The organism is Tsuneonella sp. HG094 (genome assembly GCF_053819285.1).
The window spans coordinates 602,236-627,640 of sequence record NZ_JBSORA010000001.1; the positions used below are offsets into that span (position 1 = coordinate 602,236).

14 protein-coding genes are annotated in these 25,405 nt (G+C 64.6%); 6 read left to right on the top strand and 8 right to left on the bottom strand.

Annotation, left to right across the window (positions count from 1 at the left end; all coding sequences use genetic code 11):
• Positions 1–21: 21 nt before the first annotated feature.
• From ACWPMX_RS02990 to uvrC, 3 genes are read left to right on the top strand one after another with little or no spacing between them, the layout of a single operon-like run.
• Positions 22–882 (top strand): UDP-2,3-diacylglucosamine diphosphatase, encoded by an 861-nt coding sequence (locus ACWPMX_RS02990; protein ID WP_455698564.1) that lies wholly within the window; start codon positions 22–24, stop codon positions 880–882.
• Positions 882–1,919, top strand: coding sequence for a glycosyltransferase family 4 protein (locus tag ACWPMX_RS02995; RefSeq protein ID WP_455698565.1), 1,038 nt, complete (start codon positions 882–884; stop codon positions 1,917–1,919). The genes ACWPMX_RS02990 and ACWPMX_RS02995 overlap by 1 nt, the downstream gene beginning before the upstream one ends.
• 40 nt (positions 1,920–1,959) lie before the next feature.
• Positions 1,960–3,906: an excinuclease ABC subunit UvrC gene (uvrC, locus tag ACWPMX_RS03000; protein WP_455698566.1), complete on the top strand. Its 1,947-nt coding sequence runs from the start codon at positions 1,960–1,962 to the stop codon at positions 3,904–3,906.
• A 7-nt stretch (positions 3,907–3,913) separates the two neighbouring features.
• Here uvrC and ACWPMX_RS03005 read toward each other — a convergent pair whose 3' ends face one another.
• Positions 3,914–5,821, bottom strand: coding sequence for a potassium transporter Kup (locus ACWPMX_RS03005; protein ID WP_455698567.1), 1,908 nt, complete (start codon positions 5,819–5,821; stop codon positions 3,914–3,916).
• Between the two features lie 142 nt (positions 5,822–5,963).
• Between ACWPMX_RS03005 and ACWPMX_RS03010 the strand changes: the two genes are divergently transcribed.
• Entirely contained in the window at positions 5,964–7,268 is a 1,305-nt protein-coding gene (locus tag ACWPMX_RS03010) for a DUF4118 domain-containing protein (RefSeq protein WP_455698568.1), read from the top strand.
• Between the two features lie 76 nt (positions 7,269–7,344).
• Here the strand turns inward: ACWPMX_RS03010 and ACWPMX_RS03015 are convergent, their stop codons facing one another.
• The 3 genes from ACWPMX_RS03015 to ACWPMX_RS03025 form a co-directional block, all read right to left on the bottom strand.
• Positions 7,345–7,647, bottom strand: coding sequence for a hypothetical protein (locus ACWPMX_RS03015; RefSeq protein WP_455698569.1), 303 nt, complete (start codon positions 7,645–7,647; stop codon positions 7,345–7,347).
• 79 nt (positions 7,648–7,726) lie between these two features.
• On the bottom strand, positions 7,727–10,585 hold the full coding sequence (locus ACWPMX_RS03020) for a M16 family metallopeptidase (RefSeq protein ID WP_455698570.1): 2,859 nt from the start codon (positions 10,583–10,585) through the stop codon (positions 7,727–7,729).
• A gap of 42 nt (positions 10,586–10,627) precedes the next feature.
• On the bottom strand, positions 10,628–12,787 hold the full coding sequence (locus tag ACWPMX_RS03025; protein WP_455698571.1) for an acylase: 2,160 nt from the start codon (positions 12,785–12,787) through the stop codon (positions 10,628–10,630).
• A 184-nt stretch (positions 12,788–12,971) separates the two neighbouring features.
• On the opposite strand from ACWPMX_RS03025, the gene clpB reads away from it, so the two are divergent.
• The gene (gene clpB, locus ACWPMX_RS03030; RefSeq protein ID WP_455698572.1) at positions 12,972–15,551 is read left to right on the top strand and encodes an ATP-dependent chaperone ClpB; all 2,580 of its coding nucleotides are present in this window, start codon (positions 12,972–12,974) and stop codon (positions 15,549–15,551) included.
• Between the two features lie 91 nt (positions 15,552–15,642).
• Here clpB and ACWPMX_RS03035 read toward each other — a convergent pair whose 3' ends face one another.
• Positions 15,643–18,720, bottom strand: a complete 3,078-nt coding sequence (locus ACWPMX_RS03035; protein WP_455698573.1) for a TonB-dependent receptor domain-containing protein — start codon at positions 18,718–18,720, stop codon at positions 15,643–15,645.
• 464 nt (positions 18,721–19,184) lie between these two features.
• Here ACWPMX_RS03035 and ACWPMX_RS03040 point away from each other — a divergent pair, with 464 nt between their 5' ends.
• Positions 19,185–19,907, top strand: a complete 723-nt coding sequence (locus ACWPMX_RS03040) for a 2OG-Fe(II) oxygenase family protein (RefSeq protein WP_455698574.1) — start codon at positions 19,185–19,187, stop codon at positions 19,905–19,907.
• On the opposite strand, the gene ACWPMX_RS03045 is transcribed toward ACWPMX_RS03040, so the two are convergent.
• The 3 genes from ACWPMX_RS03045 to ACWPMX_RS03055 all read right to left on the bottom strand — a co-directional run bounded on the left by ACWPMX_RS03045 (position 19,904) and on the right by ACWPMX_RS03055 (position 25,383).
• Positions 19,904–21,889, bottom strand: coding sequence for a tetratricopeptide repeat-containing sulfotransferase family protein (locus tag ACWPMX_RS03045; protein ID WP_455698575.1), 1,986 nt, complete (start codon positions 21,887–21,889; stop codon positions 19,904–19,906). The genes ACWPMX_RS03040 and ACWPMX_RS03045 overlap by 4 nt on opposite strands.
• Before the next feature lie 45 nt (positions 21,890–21,934).
• Positions 21,935–22,183 carry a hypothetical protein gene (locus tag ACWPMX_RS03050; RefSeq protein WP_455698576.1) on the bottom strand — a complete coding sequence of 83 codons (249 nt, stop codon included), beginning with the start codon at positions 22,181–22,183 and terminating at the stop codon, positions 21,935–21,937.
• 140 nt (positions 22,184–22,323) lie between these two features.
• Positions 22,324–25,383, bottom strand: a complete 3,060-nt coding sequence (locus ACWPMX_RS03055) for a TonB-dependent receptor domain-containing protein (RefSeq protein WP_455698577.1) — start codon at positions 25,381–25,383, stop codon at positions 22,324–22,326.
• Between the last annotated feature and the right edge of the window lie 22 nt (positions 25,384–25,405).

Consider the following 25,405-nt stretch of genomic DNA (forward strand, 5'->3'; position numbering starts at 1 on the left):
AATGGCAGGAGGATCGGCCGCATGCTGAGCGAAGTTCCCGCGCAGGCGCAGTTCAAGCAGCTTTCAAAGTCCTCGCGCGCGATCGGCCCCTCGGGCGCGCCGCGGAGGCATTTCCGCACGATATGGATTTCCGACGTCCACCTCGGCACCCGCGGCTGCGCGTGCGCGATGCTGCTCGACTTCCTCGACCATTGCGACAGCGACACGCTCTACCTCGTCGGCGACATCTTCGACGGTTGGCGGATGAAGAAGCGCTTCTACTGGCCCGAACGCCATAACGCGATTGTCCGTCGCGTGATGAAGAAGGCGAAAGCTGGCACCCGCGTCGTCTACATTCCCGGCAATCACGACGAGATGTTCCGCCAGTTTTCCGGCATGAACTTCGGCGGGGTCGAAATTCGCCGCTCCGCGATCCACGAAACGGCAGACGGGCGCCGCCTTCTGGTGCTCCACGGCGACGAGTTCGATGCGGTCGTGATGGGCCAGCGCTGGCTCGCCTTCGCGGGCGACGCGGCGTACAACCTGCTGCTGCGGCTGAACGTGGTGATCAACGCGGTGCGCCGCCGTTTCGACCTGCCGTTCTGGTCGCTCTCCGCGCACGCCAAGCACAAGGTGAAGGACGCGGTCGCATTCATCTCGCGCTTCGAGGAGACCGTCGCCCACGCAGCCGGCAAGCGCGGGGTCGACGGCGTGGTCTGCGGCCATATTCACACCGCCGACGCGCGCGCATTCGGCGGGATCGAATACTTCAACGACGGCGACTGGGTCGAAAGCTGCACCGCGCTGGTCGAGCATCCTTCGGGCGCGATGGAAATCCTGCGCTGGGCCGACGAGGTCGCGTTGCGCGAAGTGTCCGAAATCGCCGCAAGAGAGGCTGCCTGATGCGTATCGCCATCGTCACCGATGCCTGGGCCCCGCAGGTCAACGGCGTGGTCCGCACGCTCGAGGCGACCCGCGCGGGTCTGGAATCGAGGGGCCATACGGTCGGGGTGATCTCGCCCGCCGACTATCGCTCGATGCCGTGCCCGACATATCCCGAAATCCGGCTCGCGCTGGCATCGCGGTCGAAGGTCGGCGCGCGGATCGCCGCGTTTGCGCCCGATGCGCTGCATATCGCAACGGAGGGACCACTGGGCCTTGCCGCGCGAGGCTGGGCCGTGCGCCACGGGCTTGCGTTCACGACCGCCTACCACACGCAGTTCCCGCAATACCTCGCGCGCCGCACGCGCCTTCCCGCGGGCCCGTTCTGGCGCTTCATCCGCTGGTTCCACGGTCCCGCCGCCGCCACGCTGGCGGCGACCGAGGGGTTACGGTCGGAACTCGCCGCACAGGGCATCGGACCGACGCGAACGTGGAGCCGGGGGGTCGACCTCGCGCAGTTCACGGCGAACGGCGATTTCCACCCCGCCTTTCGCCGCCTGCCGGGGCCGATCCTGCTCTATGTCGGCCGTGTGGCGGTGGAGAAGAGCGTCGAGGCATTCCTCGCTCTCGACGTGCCGGGAACGAAGGTCGTCGTCGGCGACGGACCGGCCCGCGCATGGCTCGCCGCGCGATTCCCGCAAGCGCACTTTCTCGGCGTGATGCAGGGTGCCGAACTCGCCGCCGCCTATCGCAGCGCGGACGTGTTCGTGTTTCCCAGCCGCACTGACACATTCGGGCTGGTGATGGTCGAGGCGCTCGCCTGCGGTACCCCGGTGGCTGCGTTCCCGGTCGATGGCCCGCGCGCGATCGTGACGCCCGAGACCGGCGCACTCTCTCGCGACCTCGGCAAGGCGGTGCGGATTGCGCTCACCCGGCACCGCGCCGCCTGCGCAGACCACAGCCGCACCTTCAGCTGGGATGCGGCGACGACGCAGTTTCTCGACTCGCTGACTCCCGCGGCGAGCGAAGCGCGGCCGATGGTGGAAGCCTACGCCTGACGGTTTGACGGATTCGCCCCAGTCCCTATCTGCGTAGGCGATGTCGCGCGCAGAAGCCGGAACCCCGCCGAACCCGAAGGGCGCCGAACGCTTCAACGAGGAGCGTGCGACCTATACCGTCAAGGGCGGGGGCGCGCAGCCTGACCTCGAGGCGGGCGTCGCCGCGATCCGCGAGACCGTCCGCACTCTCAAGCCGCGCCCCGGGGTCTACCGCATGCTCGATGCGCGCGGCGACGTGCTCTACGTCGGCAAGGCGCGCAGCCTGAAGGCGCGGGTGGCGAACTACACGCAGGTCAAGGCGCTCTCCAATCGCCTCAAGCGGATGGTCAGCCAGACACGCGGACTCGAAATCGTCGTCACCAATTCGGAGGCCGAGGCCCTCCTGTTAGAAGCGCAGCTCATCAAACGCTTCCGGCCGCCCTATAATGTGCTGCTGCGCGACGATAAATCGTTCCCTTTCATCCTGTTGCGGGCGGATCATCAATTCCCTCGCATCAGCAAGCATCGCGGAGCGCGGCGGGCGAAGGGCAACTACTACGGCCCGTTCGCGAGCGCGGGCGCGGTCAACGTCACGATCAACGCGTTGCAGAAGCTGTTCCTGCTCAGGTCCTGCACCGACAGCTTTTTCGCCCGGCGCGACCGTCCGTGCCTGCTCTACCAGATCAAGCGCTGCTCGGCGCCGTGCGTCGGACGGATCGACCCGGAGGGCTACGCCGAGCTGGTGGCCGAGACGAAGGAGTTCCTCTCCGGAAAGTCCGGCGCGGTGCAGAAGAAGATCGAGGTGCAGATGGCCGCCGCGGCCGAAGCGCTCGACTTCGAGCGCGCGGCAATGCTGCGCGACCGGCTGCGCGCGGCGACGGCGATCCAGGGCAGTCAGGCAATCAACGCGTCGGGCGTGGGCGATGCCGACGTCTTCGCGCTCGCCAGCCAGGGCGGCCACGTCGGGGTGCAGGCGTTCTTCATCCGCGGCGGGCAGAACTGGGGCCACCGCGCGTTCTTCCCGAGCCACACGGCCGAGATCGACGAAGATCAGGTGCTCGCCGATGTCCTCCTGCAGTTCTACGAGGAGGTTCCGCCGCCGCGCACGATCCTCGTCGACCGTACGCTGCCCGAGCAGGAGCTGATCGGCGTGGCGCTGTGCGAGAAGGCGGGGCACGGGGTGGAGATCACGATCCCTCAGCGGGGCACGCGCCGCAAGTTGATGGAGCAGGCCAGTCGCAACGCGCGCGAGGCGCTCGAGCGGCGGCAAGCGGAAAGCGGCACCAAGGCGCGGCTCCTGGCCGAACTGGCCGACTTCCTCGAGCTCGAAGGCCCGCCGCGCCGGATCGAGGTGTACGACAACAGCCATATCCAGGGCGACAAGGCATTGGGCGCGATGGTCGTCGCGGGACCCGAGGGGTTCGTGAAGGGGCAATACCGCAAGTTCAACATCAAGTCGGCGCAGACCAACGACGATTTCGGGATGATGCGCGAGGTGTTCACCCGCCGCTTTGCCCGCGCACAGGAGGAGGATCCCGATCGCGACGGCGGGATGTGGCCCGACCTCGTGCTGATCGACGGGGGCAAGGGGCAGATGTCGAGCGTGAAGGACGCGCTGGAGGAACTCGGCATCGAGGACGTGCCGCTGATCGCCATCGCCAAGGGGCCGCACCATGGCCGCGAGGGGCGCGAGGTGTTCCACTTCCCCGACGGACGGGAGAAGACGCTGCCGGTCAATTCGCCGCTTCTGTTCTACCTCCAGACCCTGCGAGACGAAGTCCACCGCTTCGCCATCGGCGCGCACCGCGCCAAGCGCAGCCGCGCGATCACCGCGTCGCCGCTCGACGAGATTCCCGGCATCGGTCCGGGCCGCAAGCGCGCGCTGCTGCTGCACTTCGGCACCGCGGGCAAGGTGCGCGCGGCCGCGCTCGACGATCTCAAGCGCACCCCCGGCATCAGCGAAGGCGTCGCGCAGAAGATCTGGGATTTCTACCACCCGGCGGGCTAGGCGAAACTCATATCCGCAACTGGCTGCCCAGTTCGACCACGCGGTTCGTCGGCAGCTTGAAGAAATCCATCGCCGATTCCGACATCTTCATCATCCATACGAACAGGTGTTCGCGCCACAGCGCCATCCCGGCGACGTCCTTCGCCGCGATCAGCTTCTGACGACCAAGGAAGAAGCTCGTCCGCATGATGTCGAGCGGGGCGCCGCAGGTCGATTCGATGGCGGCGAGATCACGCGGGATGTCGACTTCGTCCATAAAACCGTAGTGCAGGATGACGCGGTAGAAGCCGTTACCGAGATCGGTCGCCTGCAAGCGGGTTGCAGGCGCGACGACGGGGATTTCCTCGACCTGCACAGTCAGCACCAGCACGCGCTCATGAATCACCTGGTTATGCTTGAGATTATGGAGGAGCGCGGCGGGCACGCCCTCACTGGCGGCTGACAGGAACACCGAGGTCCCGCCGATCCGGTGCACCGAATTGGCCGTCGATCGGATGAAGATTTCCAGTGGCACGGCATCCACCGACATCTTTTGTCGCATAAGCTGGCGACCCTTCGCCCAACTCGTGAGCAGGGTGAACGTCACCCCCGCGATCGCCAGCGGCACCCAACCGCCGTCGGCGATCTTGGCGATGTTGGAGGCGAAGAAAACGCCGTCGACAAGGAGGAACAGGCCGATCAGCGCGCCCGCCCCGATACGGTTCCAGCGCCACACCTGGAACAGCAGGAAGGCGAGCATCGCGGTCGTGATCAACATCGTACCAACCACCGAAATGCCATAGGCCGAGGCGAGGCGGGTCGATTCCCCGAAGCTTCCGATCAGCACGAGCACCATGACCATCAGCCCCCAGTTGATCGCGGGGATGTAAATCTGCCCCGCCGCTCGCTCGCTGGTGTGAAGCGTCTTGAGGCGCGGCAGGAAACCGAGCTGGATCGCTTGGTGGGTGACCGAAAACGCCCCCGAGATCACCGCTTGGCTGGCGATGATCGTCGCGGCGGTGGAAATGCCGACCAGCGGCAGTCGCGCCCATTCCGGGGCCATCAGGTAGAACGGGTTCTCCACCGCCGCGGGGTTGGTCAGCAGCAGCGCGCCCTGGCCCATGTAATTGAGCATGAGGCACGGATAGACCAGCGTGAGCCAGCTCAGGCCGATCGCCTTGCGGCCGAAGTGGCCCATGTCGGCATAGAGCGTCTCGGCACCCGTCACCGCGAGGAACACCGATCCCATCGCAAGAAACGAAAGGCGGGGATCGTAGGCAAAGAAGCGAACGGCCCAGCGCGGATCGATCACGCCGAGAACATCGGGGTGCGCAGCGATGTTGACCACGCCGAGCACGGCAAGGGTCGCGAAATACACGAGCACGATCGGCCCGAACACGGTGCCGATCCGTGCAGTACCGCGCGACTGGATCAGGAACAGGCCAACGAGGATGAGGGCGGCGAGAGGGACCACCAGCGGTTCGAGTCGCGATTCGACGATCGTCAGCCCCTCGACCGCAGACAGCACCGAGATAGCGGGTGTCAGCATCGCATCGCCATAGAACAGGGCCGCAGCCGCCACGCCCAGGACCACTAGCGCCGCGCGCTTGCGCGGATCGTCGAGATGCCGCGAGATCAGTGCCAGCAGGGCAAACGAGCCGCCTTCGCCTTTGTTGTCGGCGCGCATGGCGACGAAGACATACTTGACTGTCACGATCAGCATCAGCGACCAGAACACCAGGCTCAGCACTCCGAAGATATGCAGTCGATCGACCGCCAGCGGGTGGGGGCCGATGAAGGTCTCCTTCATGGCGTAGAGCGGCGAAGTGCCGATATCGCCGTACACGACACCAATCGCTCCGAGCATAAGGAGTGGGAGGGGTGTCGAGGTCTGGGCGGTTTCGTTCGGGGTTGCTTGCGAGATGGCGTCATTCATCTCGCTCAGATGAGCCAGGGCGGCATAAAGATTCCATGTGGATTTATCTGCGCGACGCAAAACAGGCCTCGACGAGACGCACCCGACGTTCGAAATAGTCGCCATGTCGTTTGCGCTCAGAAACGGTTCCGACAGGACCCCGGTGGCACGCCAATTGGGTGGGCTGGTATTCGGACTGCTCGGGATTGCCCTGGCCACGGTCGCGGGCCAACTCATCGCCGGGCGCTGGGGGATTGCGCCGGTCGTTCTTCTCTATCTCGTGCCGGTGCTGGGCGCGGCCATTTACGGTGGGCTGGCGCTTTCGCTTGCGGTGTCCGTGCTGGCCACCCTGGCGTACAATTTCTTTTTCACCGCGCCGGTCCACACGTTTGCGATCACCTCGCCGGCCGACATCGTGACGGTGAGTGCATTGTTTGCGGTCGCGGTCGTCACCAGCAGTCTGGCGGGCTCGCTGCGCCAGCAGAGGCTGCTGGCCGATGCCCATGCCAACCGCAACGCAACGATTGCCGGGTTCGCGGGTCGCCTGTTGTCCTGTGTCGACGAGAGCGAAATCTTCACGGTCACCGCCGGCGAACTATCCCGCCTGTTCGGATGCGATGCGGTAGTCGTCGTCGGCAGCCAGGTCCCGGGCATAGCGGCGAGCGCACCGGTCGCGGCGACACTCTCGCCCGCCGACATCGCTTCGGCAGGCCAAGCCATCGCATCGGGCAATCCCGCCGGGCGTGGCGTGCGCGCGACCGCGAACATCGCGGATTGGCAGTTTCACCCGATGCGGACCGGCGCTGATGAAGGCGCCGCGATCGGACTTGCCCGCGAAGATGGCGCTCCGGCGGTCGGCCGCGAGCAGGGCGAACTGCTCGAAAGCCTGCTCGACCAGGCGGCGCTGGCGCTGGCCCGTGCGCGGGCGGAAGGAGACGCACGCGCGCTCGCCGCGCTGCACGAGCGGGACCGGATGCGCGACGCCCTGCTCGCTTCGATCGGAGAGGACTTCAAGCCCGGCCTGAATGCGATCGCCGCGGGTGTCCGGTCGCTGCGCCGCGCCGGGGTGGCGGACAAGGAGGTGGTCGCGAGCGTCGGAGCCGAGGCGGCTCGGCTTGATCGGGTTATCGACACCCTCGTCGACCTTGCTCCGGCGGACGACCGCGCACCGGTCACGGCCGGGATGATAACGATCGACCTGTATCGCCGGTCGGTGTCGCGCGATGGCGAGGATGTGCATCTCACACCCAAGGAATACGGCGTCCTCGCCGAACTCGCCAAGCATGGCGGGCGCATCCTGTCGCACCGGAGCCTGCTGCGGACCGTATGGGGACCGGCGCGCGAGGATCAGATCGACTACCTGCGTGTCGCGATCCGCGCGCTGAGGCAGAAACTTGAGGTCGATCCCGCCAATCCTGCGCTGATCGTCAACGAACCGGCCGTCGGCTATCGCCTGCTGGTCGACTGAAGCGCGCGAAAAAGGGCGCCGGATCGCTCCGGCGCCCTCTCTGGTGATTAGGGTTTGGGGTGGTTGCGGTCGGCGATCAGCCCTGGCGCGTGCCTGACATCGGCATCGCGCCGAACGCCCCAGCGTCGACCGAACCAGTCAGTGTGTCGCCGTCGACCGTGGCGCTGCCTTCCAGCTTCATCGGCATCGGCACCGTCATGTTCATCGTCCAGGTGAGCGAGTTGCCGTCGATCTTGCCGTCTTCGATGTCCATCGAACCCAGCGAACCGGCATTCTTGCCCGAAAAAGTGCCGTCGCCGTTGTCGACCACGGTGAACACGCTCTTCTGGTCGCCCATCGGGGTCTTGGTGACGCAATCGTAGCTGCCGGCAACGCTCATTTCGCTCTCTCCTGACTTGTGCTGGTCCGGCCGTCTCAATCGGCCGTGCTTACATCGATGTCAATTCCTCGCCGAAGGCTCAGAACTCGCTCGCCGCGCGGTACTCGACCGGCAGGCCGAGCGCCTTGACCTGGTCGTCGATCTTCGCCCGGTCGCCGACGACGATGATCACCATGTCGCCAGGCGCCATGAAGCGCGCCGCTGCCGCGTCGATCGCCGCCTTGTCGATGCTACCGTAGATCGTCGGCAGCGTGCGCTGGTAGTCGTCAGGCCGCCCGCGGGTCTGGTTCTGCAGCAGCGCGCCGAGAACCTGCCCGTTGGTCTCGAACTTGTTGGGCAGCGCACGGATATTGCCATCGGTCACGCGCTGGAACTCGAGGTCGACCACCTTGTCGCGGTTGCTCGAGAAAGCAGCCACCTTGTCGAGGATCAGGCGGATCGAATCGCCCGTGCGGTCCGACTGCACCGGGGTCGAGACGAAGAACGTGCGCGGTCCGGTTTCCGCGGTGAGGCCGCTGCGCACGCCGTAAGTCCAGCCCTTCTGCTCGCGCAGATCTTCGTTGAGGCGCGAGAGGAAGCCGCTGCCGATGACTTCGTTAGCGAGTTCGAGCGATTCGAGGCCCGGCTCGCGGCCCGTCACCGGCAGCACGCGCCCGAGCAGCAGGACCGACTGCGGCGAATTGGGCCGGTCGATCAGCACGATCCGCTGCTTCGGAGCAACGGGAGCAACCGACAGGTCCTTCGCAGGGCGTTCGCCTCCGCTTCCGCGCCAGTCGCCGAATGCGGCTTCGAGTGCGGGAAGGAGTTGTGCCATCGTCACGTCGCCGACCACGGTGATCGACGCATCGTCCGGACGCAGCCAGCGCTCGTGCTCGGCGCGCAGCGCGGCACCCGTCAGCGGGGTGATCGCCGAGGCGAGGCCCGCGCCGCCGACCCCGCCATAGGGGTGGCCGGGACCGAACAGCAGCGGCCCGAGCGCGCGGCCGGCGATGGCATTGGGATTGGCCTGTGCCTGCGCGATCGCGGCAAGGCGCTGCGCCTTCACACGCTCCACCTCAGTGTCCGCGAAGACCGGGTTGCGGACCACATCGGCGAGCAATGCGAGCGACGGGCGAAGGTTAGCGGTGAGCGCGGTCATCGTCACGGCGCTGGTGTCGAGCGAGGTCGACGCGCCGATCTGCATGCCGAGCCGCTCCTGCTCCTTGGCGATCTCGATCGAATCGCGCGTGGTGGTTCCTTCGTCGAGCAGGGCCATCATCATCGCCTGCGTGCCCGCCTTTGCCGCACCGTCTGCGGCAGTGCCCGCGTCGAACGAGATCGCCATGGTGAGCTTCGGCACCGCCGTGCGCCGCGCGAGTGCCACCGAAATGCCGTTGGACAGCGTGGCGCGCTCGACCGACGGGAAGGTGAGCTCGCCGACCGGCAGGACCGGCGGCATCGCGCGTGCCGGACCCTGCGCGATCGCGGGGACGGGTTTCTTGGCGTCGGGGGCGGGGGCGGGAACGGTGCCCTCATCGCCCCAGCCGCCCATCGTCGCGCCGTCCTCTGTCCGCTCACCGGGCTTGACCACGAGGGTATAGTTCGGGCGTGCGAGCCAGCGGTCCATCGCCGCCTTGACCTTGGCCGGGGTCAGCGCGGCGAACTCGTCGAGTTCCTTGCGGTAGCTCGCCGGATCGTTCGAGTAGAGTTGCCCTTCGGCGAGCGTGGCGCCCTTGCCGGAAAAGCCGCCGACCATCTCGAGAGAGCCGATCAGGTTCGATACACCCAGATTGACCGCACGCGACAGTTCGTCGGCGTCGGGACCGGCGGACACGAGCTTCGCGATCTCCTCGTCCAGCCGCCTCTCGGCAAGCGCCGGGTCGACGCCGGGCTTCACGTCCATCTGCGCCTGCAGGAACGACAGGTTCTCGTGCTGCTGATTGTAGGCGGTGACGCTGACCGCGACCTGGTCGCCCTTGACCAGCGTGTTGTCGAGCCGCGAGCTGCCGAGCCCGCCGAGAACCGACATGGCCATGCTCATCGCGACGGCATCGGGATCGTTGATGTTCGGGCCCGTCCAGACCTTCATGATCCGCGTGACCGGGACCTGGTCGGTCATTTCCTCGCGGATGGGAGCGGCGAGGGTGACCGGCGCGGCGGCAACCTTGCGCACTTCGGGCCCGCGCGGGATCGAGCCGAACCACTTTTCCACCAACGGCCGGGCAGTCGCAGCATCGATATCGCCCGCCAGCGAAAGGACGACGTTGTTGGGCGCGTAGTTGTCGGTGAACCACTTGCGCACGTCGGTCAGGTCGGCGGCGTTGAGGTCGGCCATCGAGCCGATGGTCGAATGGCGATACGGGTGTCCGACCGGGAACAGCGCGTCGCCGATCTTGTATTCGACGAGGCCGTAGGGCGCGTTGTCGCCCTGGCGCTTTTCGTTCTTCACGACGTCGCGCTGCTTGTCGAGCTTGTCCTGGGTGACCGCCCCGAGCAGGTGGCCCATGCGGTCGCTTTCGAGGAACAGCGCCAGGTCGAGCGCGCCGGTCGGAACGGTCTCGACGTAGTTGGTGCGGTCGTACCAAGTCGATCCGTTGGTGGAGGTCGAACCTGCGTTCTCGAGCGGCACGTCGAAATTCTCGGCGTTCTCGCTGCCGCCGAACATCAGGTGCTCGAACAGGTGTGCGAAGCCGGTGCGGCCGCGCGGCTCGTGCTTGGAGCCGACGCGGTAGTAGGTCGTCACGCCCACGATCGGAGCCTTGCGGTCGGTGTGGACCAGCACGGTCAGGCCGTTCGCCAGCGTGAACGTCTCGTATGGGATGGCAACCGACTTCGCGAGTTCGGCCACCGGGGCCGGCTTGTCGCCCAGCGCCGCAGGACCGGTCGTGGCCACGGGCACGGTTGCACACGCGGTGAGCGAAAGCGCCAGCAGGCTGGCGGTGGCGAAACGCATTGTCATGAAATGTCCCCGGGAATCCGATAAATCTGGTTGCGGTTGATCCTAGTCCGCGCGGGAGCGGCTAGTCACCACTTTTCGACTGACGGCATTCCTCATCGTATCGGCGCGTGTGAAATGGACCGGTTTGCGCTTGTGCTGCACGAACAGCGCCGCTTGGTCCGAGTAGTGGACGCTGCCGGGCCGCGTGGTCGCCGCGCCGAACGGCTGGATCGAGGTGCTCGAGACCGGCTTGCCCGGAGCCCACTCGACGAACATCACGAAGCTGTCGCCGTGCTTGACCTTCAGGCGCCCATCGGCCTCCACATCCCACGAGGTCGACGCGCGCAGGGTGTCGCTGCCGCCGTCGAGCGGCAGGTCCACTGCGAACCGGCCGGGTCCCTGCCGCAGACGCAGGACGTCCTGCAGTGGAGGGTCGAGGCGACCGAAATGCGCGATCAGGTGCTCCGCCGCATCGCGCAATAGCGTGCGCGGTGCCGTGAGCGGGCGGCCATTGTAGCTGTCGCCCATCGGCCGCTTGAGGACCAGTAGCGCCAGCGCATCGGCCCGCCCGGCGCCGTCGCTCGTCATGTCCCACCGGGCCATGATCGCCTGCGCCCGCGCAAGCAGTGGATCGCCCCGGGTGTCGAGCGCGTCGATTCCGTCGAGCACTTGCTTCACGTATCCCGCACGTTCCCAGCCCGTGTCGTATTTGATCCGTTCGAGCCGGTCGCGGTCGATCGGTCCCGGCGCGTCGAGCAGCATTTCCGCACGGTATGCGCGGTTGGTCATGCGGGTCTCGACACCCATTTCGCGCGGAGTCGAAGCATCGGACAGGTTGCTCGCCTTGCCCGCGGCGACGAACGGCGTGTTGTTGGCGTTGAACACGAAACCCGAGGCGGGATTCACGTAGTGCGGCAGGCTGTCGTAGGGGACGAGCGCGTTCCAGATGAGGTCGCTGCGGTCGCCCGGCAGCACGCCGCGCCAGTCGGGCCCTGCCTGCCGCTGCGGGATCGAGGCATTGTACCAGTAGGCGATCGTGCCGCTCTTGTCGGCGTAGATGAAATTGGTCGATGGCACCGCCTGCCGCGCGAGGATGCCCTGCCACTCGGCATAGGTCTTGGCCTTGTTGAGCGCATAGTAGGCGTCGAGCATCGCAAGGCTGCCCATGCCGCCGTATCGGAAGGCGAACGCGCCGTTCTTGTTGCGAATCACCGGGCCGTGGCGGCTGCGCAGAACCTCGCGTGTGACCGGTACGATCAGTGGACCGAACCGCACGGGCAGCCGCACCTCGCTGCGTTCGAGCGGAGGCCACTTTCCATCCAGGCGGTAGTTTTCGCCCGCATCGTCGAGTACCAGCTTGTAGACGTCGATCATGTCGGGCTGGTTGACGGTGTTGGTCCAGCCGAGGTGTTCGTTGTGGCCGAGGAAGGGGAACGGGCTGCCGGGAAAGGTCGCCCCCGCGAAGTGCCAGCCTTCGCCGCTCTCGACGACGATCTCGTACCACGCGACACCGCCCCACCACGGCTGGTGTGCGTTCGACACGAGCCGCGTCACCCCGTCGCCCGAGCGGCCCGGCGCAATGGCGAAGGCGTTCGACCCGGCGTTCTCCGCCGCTTCGCGGTCGGGCAGCGGGCCGCGCAGGGTCGGTCCAGGGTCGGGCAGCAGCGTCTCCCCCTCCGCCAGCGGGCCGACCACGTTGTTGAGGCCGAAGAAGAACGGCTGGCGCAGCGCGAAGCCGGTGGCGATGTCCTCCGCATCGACCGGGAACAGGTTGCCGAGCTTGATTTCGCCGGGATGCGCCGCCGCGTAGTCGTTGAGACCGGTCGCGTAGGCCTCGAGTACGGCGCGCGTGCGGGGCTCCAGCTTCGAATATTCGCGCCGCGCAGTGCCGCGCGCATCGAGCAGCGCTAGGACGTAATCGAAGGTCGCGCCTTCCTCGCCGCGGATCGCGCCGTAACGCCCACGCGTCATCGCGACGACATCCTGCAGGGTGAAGAAGTCGTCCTCCGCATGGGCCTGCGCAATGCCATAGGCGACGTCGGCATCGGTCTTGCCGTAGATGTGCGGCACGCCCCACTCGTCGCGGACTATTTCGGCGCGGTAGGCATGTGCTGCGGGAGGCTTGGCAGGAGAGGCGGCAAATGGCTCCCAAGTCATGAGCGCGACCAACGCGACGGCGATGATCGCGAGAACCGCCAAGCCTCCCCGAACGATCCATTTCATTGCGCAACCTCTCCTTGCCGGAAGCGATAGCGGGGTGAAGAAGAGTTGCAATCGAGACTTGCCAGCGGCGTCGCATCGACCCACCTATGCGACTAATACAGTCGTGACGGACATTTCCTCGTGAGAGGGGTTGTGTTGCACAATCGCAACACCATCTGAGCCGGGACAGGATGAGGGTTTCACAATGAATCTCGAGAAATTCACCGATCGCGCCAAGGGCTTCATCCAGAGCGCGCAGACCGTCGCGATCCGCATGAACCACCAGCGGATCACCGCCGAGCATCTCGCCAAGGCGCTGCTCGAGGATAGCGAGGGCATGGCCGCGGGCCTGATCACGCGCGCGGGCGGCAATCCGGCGGTCGCAGTGCAGGGCATCGACGCGGCACTCGGCAAGATCGCTGCTGTATCGGGCGGCGGCGCTCAGGCGACCCCGGGCCTCGACAACGATGCCGTACGCATACTCGATCAGGCCGAGCAACTCGCGGCCAAGAGCGGCGACAGCTATGTCACCGTCGAGCGGATGCTGCTGGCGCTGACCCTGGCGACGACGACTGCGGCGGGGCAGGCGCTCAAGGCCGCGGGCCTCACCCCGCAGGGACTCGAGACTGCGATCACCGACCTGCGCGGCGGGCGGCAGGCGCATTCCTCCAGCGCCGAGGAAAGCTACGATGCCCTGAGCAAGTACGCGCGCAACCTCACCGAGGTGGCGAAGTCGGGCAAACTCGACCCCGTGATCGGCCGGGACGAGGAAATCCGCCGTACGGTGCAGATCCTTGCCCGGCGGACCAAGAACAACCCGGTCCTGATTGGTGAACCCGGCGTCGGCAAGACCGCGATTGCGGAGGGCCTGGCGTTGCGCATCGCGAACGGCGACGTGCCCGACAGCCTCAAGGACCGCAAGCTCATGGCGCTCGACATGGGCGCGCTGATCGCGGGTGCGAAATATCGCGGCGAGTTCGAGGAGCGACTGAAGGCCGTGCTCGACGAGGTGAAAGGCGCCGAGGGCGACATCATCCTGTTCATCGACGAGATGCACACTCTCATCGGCGCGGGGAAATCGGAAGGCGCGATGGACGCGGGCAACCTGCTGAAGCCCGCATTGGCGCGTGGCGAACTGCACTGCATCGGCGCGACCACGCTCGACGAATACCAGAAGTACGTCGAAAAGGATGCCGCGCTCCAGCGTCGCTTCCAGCCGGTGTTCGTGGGTGAGCCGACCGTGGAGGACACGATCAGCATCCTGCGCGGCCTCAAGGACCGGTACGAGCTGCACCACGGAGTGCGAATCACCGACGGCGCGATCGTGGCCGCTGCGACGCTCAGCAACCGCTACATCTCCGACCGATTTCTGCCCGACAAGGCGATCGACCTGATGGACGAGGCGGCTTCACGGCTGCGGATGGAAGTAGAGAGCAAGCCCGAGGAGATCGAGAATCTCGATCGCCGGATCATCCAGCTGCGCATCGAGGAAATGGCGCTGGGCAAGGAAACCGACAGCGCCTCAAAAGACCGCCTGGCGGCCCTGCGCGACGAACTCGCCAACCTCGAGCAACAGTCGAGCGAGCTCACCACGCGCTGGCAGAACGAGCGCGACAAGATCGCCGCCGAAGGCAAGGTCAAGGAAGAGCTCGACGCGGCGCGCATCGCACTCGAGCAGGCGCAGCGCGAGGGCGACCTCGGCCGAGCTGGCGAACTGCAATACGGGACGATCCCGCAGCTCGAGAAGAAGCTCGCCGAAACCGAGAGCGCTGGCGAGAATGCGCTGTTGCGGGAAGAAGTGACCGAGGACGACATCGCCAGTGTCGTCAGCAAATGGACCGGCGTCCCAGTCGACAAGATGATGGAAGGCGAGCGCGAGAAGCTGCTCGCGATGGAAAGCGTCATTGGAAACCGGGTGATCGGGCAGGCCAATGCGGTCGCTGCGGTTAGCAAAGCCGTGCGCCGGGCGCGCGCGGGACTGCAGGACCCGAACCGTCCGCTGGGTAGCTTTCTGTTCCTCGGCCCAACCGGCGTCGGCAAGACCGAGCTGACGAAAGCGCTCGCGGGTTTCCTGTTCGATGACGACAACGCGATGGTCCGCATCGACATGTCGGAGTTCATGGAGAAGCACGCGGTCGCGCGACTGATCGGTGCGCCTCCAGGCTATGTTGGTTATGAGGAAGGCGGCGTTTTAACCGAAGCGGTTCGCAGACGCCCGTACCAGGTCGTACTGTTCGACGAGGTCGAGAAAGCGCATTCGGACGTATTCAACGTGCTGCTGCAGGTGCTCGATGACGGGCGCCTGACCGACGGCCAGGGCAGGGTGGTCGACTTCTCGAATACGCTGATCATCCTGACCAGCAACCTCGGCAGTCAGTATCTCGCCGGGCTGGACGAGGGGCAGGACGTCGAAAGCGTGGAGCCGCAGGTGATGGACGTAGTGCGCGCGCACTTCCGTCCCGAATTCCTCAACCGGCTCGATGAGATCATCCTGTTCCACCGCCTCGCGCAGGAGCACATGGCGCCGATCGTCGATATCCAGGTCGGCCGGGTGCAAAAGTTGCTCAAGGACCGCAAGATCGCGCTCGACCTGACCGATGCTGCGCGTCGCTGGCTGGGAAGGGTGGGTTACGACCCGGTCTACGGCGCGCGGCCGCTCAAGCGCGCGGTGCAGCGCTATCTGCAGGATCCGCTCGCGGAGAAGATCCTCGGTGGCGAAATTCCCGATGGTGCGACGGTGAAGATCGACGAGGGCGACGGAGCGCTGACGATGGTGGTCGGGTAACGCTTTTTCTTCTCTGCGGGATTGTTTCGAGCGACAAAAAAGGGGCGCTTCCGAGAAGGAAGCGCCCCGATTTCGTTTCAGGTACTGATGATCAGAACTTGAAATTGGTGTTCACGAAGAACTGGCGGCCCGTGTAGTCGTAACCCGAATACAGCGGTGCGTTGCCGATGGTCGTGTAGTACACAGTGACCTTCGGCGGGTCCTTGTCGAGCAGGTTGCGAACGCCCAGCGTCAGTTCGAACTTCTCGTTCACATTGAGCTGAACCGAAGCGGAGTGCAGGAAGTAGTCCGGCACTTCGATCTGATAGAACTCGTTGAGAGTGTCGACGTTCGCCTGATTCACCACACCGGTGGTGCGGCTGGTTTGGTTGTACTCGGCTGTGCCGCTCGAGCCGTCGAACCACTCGAGACCGTAACGGAACGTGACGGGGCCCTTGCGATACGAAGCGTCAAACGAGCCGACCCAGTCGGGGACGTTCAGCGTGCCGTTGGCGTCGAGCAGGATTTCCTCAGGGAAGGTCCGGTCCGACTGTTCGGTGTACTTCGTGACATTGGCGTTGAGCGTGACACGGCCGCCGAGCAGGTCGGTCGCAAAACGGCCGGTGAACTCGTAACCCTTCACGATGTCTTCCGACAAGTTCACGTACCCGCTTGTGACGGTCAGGATCTGGTTCGCATCACGCGACACAAACCGGCAGAACCCTTCGTTCGGGTTGAAATCGACATCGTTGTAGCAACGGTTGAGGATCGTCGTACCGCTGAGTGCCGACACGCCGTTCGACACCTTGATGTCGAAGTAATCGACCGCAAGTGCCAGCGTAGTGGTGCTGGAGATGCGCGGCTGGAACACCGCACCCACCGACCAGTTGCGCGACGTTTCAGCCGACAGACCGGTTTCCGCACCGCCCCGCGTGAACGACGTAATGCCGTTGTTCTGCTGGAAGGTCGCCACGTTGATCCCGACGGCGGCACAGTTGGCAGCGCGCTGCTGCTGCGCCGGGGTGTAAGCACCCGGATTCGGCTGCCCATTTGCACGCGGGAAGTTGTCCGCATCGCAGGGATCGTTGCCGGCAGCGATGAAGCCGCTGGTCGCACCGAGGAATTGCTCGGCAAGGGCAGGCGCACGGTACGACGTGCCGTAGCTGCCGCGGATGCCGATTCCCGGGAAGAACGCCCACTCACCGGCGATCTTGTAGGTCTCGTCGCTGCCGTACGAATCGTAGTCCGTATAGCGAACCGAAGCGTTGAAGTTCAGGTTGTGGAAGAACGGACGATCGGCAAGCAGCGGGACGAAGATTTCGCCGAACACTTCCTTCACGCTGTCCGAGCCGCGGGTCGGCGTGCCGGCAGTAAGGCCGAGCAGGTTGCCGTTGATCGAGTTCGGATCGGGCGTGTCGTCGATGCGCTGCTTGCGGTATTCGGCACCGAGCGCCAGCTGCACTTCGCCACCGGGCAAGCTGAACAGTGGGCCATCGATGTTGAAGATGGCGGTGCTCTCGCGGAACTTGGTGTTACCGATGGTATTCACCAGGATATAGTCCCGGAAATTCTGCGGCAGGTTGCCGCCGATAACCGCGGCACTCAGCGCTGGAGCCGCGACGCAGCTCGGGTTTGAGGCCGAGCTGCGGCAACGGAACGTGCCGTCCGCATTCTGCACCACGTCGGTCGCGAAGGCGAGGCGATCGATCAGGAACGATTCGATCTCGTAGGTGCCGTCGGTCCACGACTTGCCGACATAGGCATCGTAACGCCATCCGGGGATGAAGAAGTCGCCGCGCAGGCCAGCGCCGGCGCGAACGTAATCCACCTCCTGGAAGGAATCGGTCAGACCGAAACCAATGAACGCGCGGGCGGCGATGTTCTGACCGCTCGTCGTGTTGGTCGGTGCTGCGAAAACACCATTGCGGTACGCGGCCGGAAGCAGGGGACTGCCCTGCAAATAGTCGAGCGAGAGCTGGCGATAGAGCAGCGAGGACGATTTACGGCGGGTCGCGAGGACTTCGGCGTAGATCTGGTGGTTGTCGCTGATGTCGTAGTTACCAGCAAGGAACCCAGTGTAGGTTTCGACCGGGGTAATCAGCTCTTCTTCCTGGCTCGCCGGATCGTACGAATCGCGATCGTAGGTGCCGACGCCAAGGTAACCGGGGGTCGTTCCGCCGCCCTGGCCGGGGGCCGGGACAAAGCGGTTGAAATTACCAAGGGCGCCCGAGGTGCGTCCGATACCCGTCTGGGTCGGGAGACCCAGTGTGTTGATGGTCACACCGCCATTGTCGATGGTGAAGCAGTTACGCGGATCGCCCAGCGGGAACGGATCGTCCGACCCGATCGGCGAATTGGCATCCAGGCGGAAGCCCGGAATGGGGCAGCTGGTGAAGCCGCGGTCATTGAGGCGAAGCGCGTCGCGCTTGCGCCATTCGATCGAGCCGATGAGGTTGAACGCGTCCTGGCCGAAACCGAAGGTCGCGGCAACGCGGCGATCGACGCCGGCGCCGACTTCGGGAACGTTGACCTGCGCGTCGAGCGTCAGGCCGCGGACCTTGGCGTCGGTGATGATGTTGACCACGCCCGCGACGGCGTCCGAACCGTAGATCGACGAAGCGCCGGCCTTGAGGACTTCGATACGCTCGACGATGGCAGTCGGCAGCACGTTGAGGTCAGCCGCGAGCACGTTGCCGCGCGTACCGGCCGGCGCAAGACGACGACCGTTGAGCAGAACCAGCGTACGCGCCGGGCCCAGGTTGCGGAGGCCCAGCGTGTTGGCGCCGGTACCGCCGGCGGTAACGAAGCCGCCATAGAAGTTGTTGATCTGGCCGGCGCCCGCGGTGACTGCCTGGCTCTGGAGTGCGTCAGCCGCGCTGTTGAAGCCACCTTGCGTAATTTCCTCGGCGGTGACGACCGTGATCGGCTCGATGGTGGAGAACTCGTCGCGGCGGATGCGCGAACCGGTAACGATGATCGCGCCGCCCGTGTCTGCGCTGTCCGCGCCATCGGCGCTGGTCAGAACCGAGGTGGGGTCACAGACACCGTCCTGGTTTTCATCCGGGCAATCGGGCGCGTTCTGAGCCGCTGCATCCTGCGCCATCGCGGGCGCAGCAAAGAGCCCCGCCGCGACGATCGCAGCGGTGACGGAAGTCGTGCCGCAGAGCGCGGCCTTGTTTAGAAATTTCACGGTTTCAGTCCCCTTAAACCGGACCCAGAACGGGCCATGCGACGTAATTGATCAGCAACAAACGAACGCGCATACGAAGTCAGCCCTCGCACGTATGCCTGCTGGATGAGTCCTCTTGAGGAAATTGGTGCGGCTTCCGCAAACGGAATCTCCGAGGCGCCATGGTTTGGCGGGCAGGTGTTGCAAAGCTGACACAAGTGATGCTGCTGGCCGACACATGAGCAGTCGTTAGCGCAAGACCAGGCCATTGATCACGGAGGGGCGATATTCGCTCGCGTCGGCGAGTTGCAAAGGTGGAACGTGAAAATTCGATAGTCGGCTTTTCATACAAGCCTTGTCGCACGTCCGCCCTTTAGAGAAACAGACGGGAATTCATTGAAACAAACATGGCTGGTCCCCGGAATTCGCATTGACGCAGCCCCGGGCCTTTCAAGCGCGCAGGTGATGCGGCATAGTCGGCATTGATGGTGCTTGCCCTCGCTCCCCGACCAGATGTGCCCGCGCTCACTGCGGAATTCGCGGCAACGGGAACCGTATCGCTGACCAAATTCCTTACACCTACCGCCGCCGATGCGCTGGTGGGGGAGCTGGCGAGTGCCAATGGTTGGTTGGAGATTTTTCGAGCGGGTGAGAACGTCTACGAAATGCCGCACGCGGAGTTTCTTGCCCTTTCGGATGCCAAACGGGCAGACTTACGGCGACTGATCGAGCAGTCGGCGAAGGAGGGGTTGCAGTATCGCTATCGCGCCATCAGGGTGGCAGATGACCCCGACGAACGCAGTGCACGGGGCTTGGTAGTCGATGCATTCGCAGATTTGCTAAACCGACCGGAAACGCTCGGGCTCTTGCGGACGATAACAGGAAATGATTCCATTGCTTTGGCCGACGCCCAAGCTACCGACTATCGCGCGGGTGATTTCCTTACCTCCCACGACGACGCCATTGCGGGTAAGCGCCGCCGCGCGGCTTATGTCTTTGGTCTGACCCGCGAATGGCAACCAGATTGGGGCGGCCTGCTGCTATTCGAGAACGGCGATCGAGTGTCCGGCTTCGTCCCGGAATTCAACGTTTTGCGTATGTTCGCTGTACCGGCTCGCCACCATGTCAGCCTCGTCGCCCCGTGGGTCGAAGGGCGTCGCCTGTCGATCACCGGCTGGCTCCGCGCGGTGTCGCCGCCGACCGGCTAGACCGGTTCGTAGCCGAATTTCTCGACCCATGGGGCGAGGATCGGCAAGATCGGTTCCATGTGCGCGCGGTAAGACTCCCAGCGCCCGCTTGAACGGGTGTAAATCTTTTCCGTAACCTGCGCGTAGCTGGGCGTGCGGATATAGCCGCGGTCCCGGGCCGTTTTCTGGTGGTTGAGCAGGGCATCGTCCCATTCGAGCCCCAGAAACGCGATGAGCGGCCGCAGCTCGCCTTCGAGATCGACGACCATGTCCTCGTATCGGACGGTGTGGACGTCGAGTGGAAGTACCTCCCGAGCCCGCTCCCAATGGGTCATCGCCGCATCATAAAATCGCGCGGCGTTCTCGAGAGTCAGGAAGCTCGACATTGCGCTGGTGATCCGAAAATTCTGCATCCAGCAGCTTAGAACCACGTCGCAGGGGTGGCGCAGGGCAAAGATGAACTTCGCATCCGGGAATGCCCGGTGCACGTACGCGGCCCGCAAGGTCATCAACGGAAACTTGTCGACGATCAATTTGCCCGCAGGGACCGGACCGCCGGCACGCAACTCCGAGAAATAGGCGGCGCGCATCAGGGCGATCCGTTCTGCCGGCAAGGTGGGCAGTGCCTCGAGCGAACCTGCTATCTCCCGCAGGCGCGTAATCATCGCCTGCTCTTCGCGAACTTCGGTATCTGCGTGCCCCATCAGCACAGTATCGAGAAGGGTCGTCCCCGATCGGAGGAAGCCGCCGAGGAACGCCGGAGACGCGCGCCCGTCACGCGGCGCCTCGCCGGTCCAGTGACTGTACCACTGCGGTGTCAGAGTGCCGGTATCTTCGGCGATCGAGCGAATGTATTCCGTACCCGAATGCTGCTGGCCGCTGGGGGTCAGGAGCATTTCCCCGTTCATCGCGGAGAACGCGGCAAACGCTCTGTCCGCATCGCCCACCCGGTCGGCGAGTTGCCCGATCAATTGCTCGCGCGCATAGACATCCATGCCCTCTGGATGGTGCGCCTCGATGATGTCGAGCGCGGCACGGTTGTCGCCCTTTCGCCGCAGGACAAGGGCATCGCAATACCACAGTGCCGCACCATCCATGCCGGCCTTGCGCGCGGCTTTAGCCAATCTCTCGATCTCGTCTTCGCGATTCTCGCGCTCGAGTTGGAGCGCAAGGTTGAGGATGGCATCAGGTGATGTCGGATCGATTGACAAGGCCGTGCGATAAGCGCGCTCTGCATCCGCGAGCTTTTCCATGCCGGAATAGCAGAGGCCGATCATGACGATGACCTGCGCGTCCCGCTTTCCTCGCCTCGCCGCCTCGGACAACTGCGGCAAAGCCTCTTCATAGCAGCCATAGCGCAGGAGCGACTTTCCAAGCTCGAGCGTTACCTCTGCGTCGGCGGAAGGAAGCGCGATGGCCGTCCTGAAGGCGGCCAAAGCCTGGTTGAACCGCTGATCGATGCTGTGGGCTCGTCCAAGATTGAGCCACACTTGCGGGTTGTTCGGGTCGAGCGCGGACGCCTTTTCGAATGCCGCGATCGCTTCCTTGACGTGGCCGGCATCGATCAGCGCATTGCCGTAATTGTTGAGTAGCCTGGAGTCCGCCGGATTTTTCGCAACCAGCGCGCCCAATCGGTCGCTCGCAGTCCGGGCGTCCCCCGAGAGGCGCGCAGCTTGGGCGAGAACCTGCTGCGCAGCGGGTTCGCTGCCCAACGGCAGGCAAATGCTTTCCACCTCGTCGAACGCGCCGGCGTCGATAGCAGCGCGCGCGGCATTAAGGCGCAACTGCTTGTCCGATGGTGCGAGCCCGATTGCGCGCTTGAGCGTGGCCAGGCCGGATTGAGGATCCCCCGACTGCGCTTGCGCTATGCCGAGAAATTGCAAAACCTGGACGTTGGTGGGTTCACTATGCGCTGCGCGCTGTGCAAGGTCCCGGGCGCGCGTGAAGTCCCCGCCGTGAAAGGCACCAGTGGCTTGCGCCATAACGGTCGCGAGATCGCGCATGTCGATTGATCTACTCAGCAATCATGGAAAAAGACTTGGAGAACGTCACTTGTCGTTCGGCGTAAAGACCTTGTGACGGCTTTGATTGTCGCCGAATTCGCGCTTGTCCCGTTCGGCTCGCTCCGCCCATTGCGCCCGGGTCAAACAGGTTTTCGTCGTGAACCGCGAGTTGACCTTTTTCTCCTGCTTGCAGACGAGCTCGTCAGGGTTTTCCTTGGAGTTGGCTTCTGCGGCAGTCGCTCCAGGCGCGGTCATCGCGAAACCGATTGCCAAATAAACAAGAATTCTGCGCATCTGGGATTGCCCTTCGTCAACAACGAATACGGTATCATCTAGCGGCGCGAAAATGAAGCCGACGAGCGTCGACCGCCGGAGCGACAGAAAAAGGGGCGGAGCCGCAGCCCCGCCCCTCTCTCAATGTAACGACCTTAAGATCAGAGCTTCAAGCCGACCTGAACATAATAGCGGCGGCCGATTACGTCGTAGAGCGACGGATCAGTGCCGGACTGCACGTTCGGAGCGTAGAGCTCAGGCTTGCGATCGAGGAGGTTGTTCACGCCCACGCGGAAGGTGAACTTGTCGTCAACGTTCGCCTGGATCGCGGTGTCGACATAGGCGGCGATGTCGGTGCTGCCGAACGTCTCACCGACGAACTGCACCGAAGCGCGGTTCTTCATTCCGTCGATGACACGGAGGCGGGTATCCCACACCAGGCCATCGCCGAAGTCCAGAGCCGTGTTCAGCGTCGCCTTCCAGCGCGGGAAGCTGGTGCCCAGGTTCGCACCGAAGTACGAAACCGTGTCGGCATAGTCGATCACGATGCCCGGCAGTTCCTCGACCTTGTAGTCGATGATGTAGTTGGCGAGCAGGTTGAACCGCAGGCTTGCTTCCGGAGCGATGAACTCCGTCGGCAGGTTGTACCCCAGCTGGAAGTCGATGCCCGAGGTCTTGATGCGACCCTGGTTGATCTGCTGGAAGTAGTTCGCACCATCGCCACCCAGCGCCACCGGCAGAGAGACGTAGCTGATGTCCGGCGTACGCGAGTAGATGCTGTTGCCGTTGTCCGAACAGTACGGGCTGGCGAAGCTGAGGCTGTCGTTGACGCCCAGATAGCCATAGCACGCGGCGATCAGGATGTTCGGATCGGGCGCGAGGATCGCGTCCTTGATGCGGATGTTGTAGTAGTCGATCGAGCCCGTGAAGCCGAACGCTTCGAACACCGCACCGACGGTAAAGGTATCGGCCGTTTCGGGCTCAAGGTCCGGGTTGCCGGTGATGCCGAGATAAACCTGGCTGCCGGGCGTCTGGGCGTAGGTATCGACTGCGTTCGCAGAGATACCGGTGTTGATGCAGAGCTGACGCGCAGCCGCACCGCCCGACTGACGGAAGTTCGTGAAGTTCGAGCAGGGATCGAAGTACTGCGGGAACGAACCGCCGCCCGAGAACAGCTCACCGAAGTTCGGCGCACGCACCGAATGCTGGTAGCTGCCGCGCAGGCGCAGGTTGTCGAACGGCTCGACGCTGAGCGTCGCACCATAGGCCCACGAGCTCTTCGACTCTCCGTCGATACCGTTTTCGATATCGTTGAAGTCGCTCGTCGAGCGGCGAGCCTGCAGGGTCAGATCCGCCGAGTTCACGAAGCCGTCCTTGATGAGCGGAATCGCGATTTCGCCGAAGTAGTCCATGAAGGTATTGGTGCCGTTGTCGTCCGTGCCCGTGTTGAAGCCGGCGATCGGGCCGTTCAGCGTACCAGCGTCGTACTGGTAGGTGAACTTGCGATGCTCGGCGCCCAGAACGATCGACAGCGGACCGGCGGGAAGCTCGGCCACGGTGCCGGTCACATAGCCCTGGAAGATTTCCTGGGTGAACTCGGTCGTGGTGAACGCCGGCTCCGACACGTAATCAAGGCACGCCTGCGACAGCGGCTGGACACCGAACGGGTTGAACCCGCCGGCGCAGAGCGATGCACCGCCATCGGCGGCTTCAAGCAGACGCTGCACGTCTTGGACGTTGACGTTGCCCTGCAGGTTGTCGGTGATCGTGGTCTTGCCCTTCGAAGCGTAGGCTTCGTAGTTCCAGCCCGGCGCGAACTCGCCGCGAACACCGAAGAGGCCCTGGACCACTTCGTTGGTCAGCGTTTCCTGGCGCAGACCGGTATCGAGGAAGCGCTTCGAAACCTGGAAGGCCTCGGTGGCACCCGCACCGGCAAAGATGGGGCTGTCCCCGGTACGCGAGTTCAGCAGCGTCCGCAGGTCGGCGGGGATGAACGGGTTGGTTACCGGAACGACGAACGCCGATGCACGCTGGCCGGCTTCGATCAGGTTCGAAGTCGCGTCACGCGGCGAGAGGGCGGTCCGACGAACCGTGGTGCTGACCGGGGTCGGTGCCAGCGCAGTGGCTGACGAATACTTGGTCCAGCCACCCTGGGCGAAGAACTGAAGCGCGTCCGACACTTCGTAATGGCCGCGACCGAACACCGAATCGCGCTGGTACGGCAGCACCAGCAGGTTGATGATGTCGAAGTTGTACGAATAGAAGTCGGGCAGGAAGTTCAGGTTCGGGTTCACGCCGGCCGTCGGGCGAAGGTTCGTGACGTTCGACGGATTGTTGAAGATACCCGTGCCGAACAGCGTGCCATCGGTGTTGAAGGCGATGTTCGACTGGCCGACCTGCGGAGCGGCAGTTGGCGTCACGCCGTACTGGGCGAACACCTGATTGATCGCGGCCTGCGTGATCGGATTGGTGCTGCTCTCGACGAAACGACCGGTCGGGAAGGTGCGGGTGGTCGAGGTCGCCTGCGCCGCGAACGGACGCTGCGACTTGATCAGGCCCTGGCGCTCGGAGTGCTCGGCAGCAACGGCGATGTTGCCGCGGCCTTCGGAGAAGTTGCCGCCGATCACACCGCTGATCTGCCACTCTTCGGCGTCCGTATTGCCGGTGTTGGCATAGCTGCCACGCAGGTCGATGCCCTCGAAGTCATTCTTCATGCGAATGTTGACGACACCCGCGATCGCGTCGGCACCATAGGTCGCGCCGGCGCCGCCGGTGACGACTTCGATACGCTCGATCAGGCCCTGCGGAATGGTGTTGAGGTCGACCGTCTGGTCGCTCGCCGACACCATCGGCCGGCGGCCGTCGATGAGAACGAGGTTGCGGTTCGAGCCGAGGCCGCGAAGGTCGACGTTCGACTGGCCACCATTGCTGGGGTTGTTCGAAGTGGTGGTACCGGCCGGATTGACCTGCGGAAGGGTGTTCAGGAACGTGTCGAGCGTGACGTCCGCGTTCTTGACCGTGTCTTCGCCGGTGGCGACGATGATCGGGCTGTTCGCCTCTTCGTTCGGGCGGACGATGCGCGAACCGGTGACGATGATCGGCGTGCCGGTGTCGGCGGCCGTCTCATCCACCGCTTCCTGCGCGTATGCGGAGTTCGAAGCGAGAGCGGCGCCGAGGACCGCAGTCGCCGAGCCCGCCTTCAGGATCTGTTGAAATTTCACGTTGGCTTTTCCTTTTCGATAC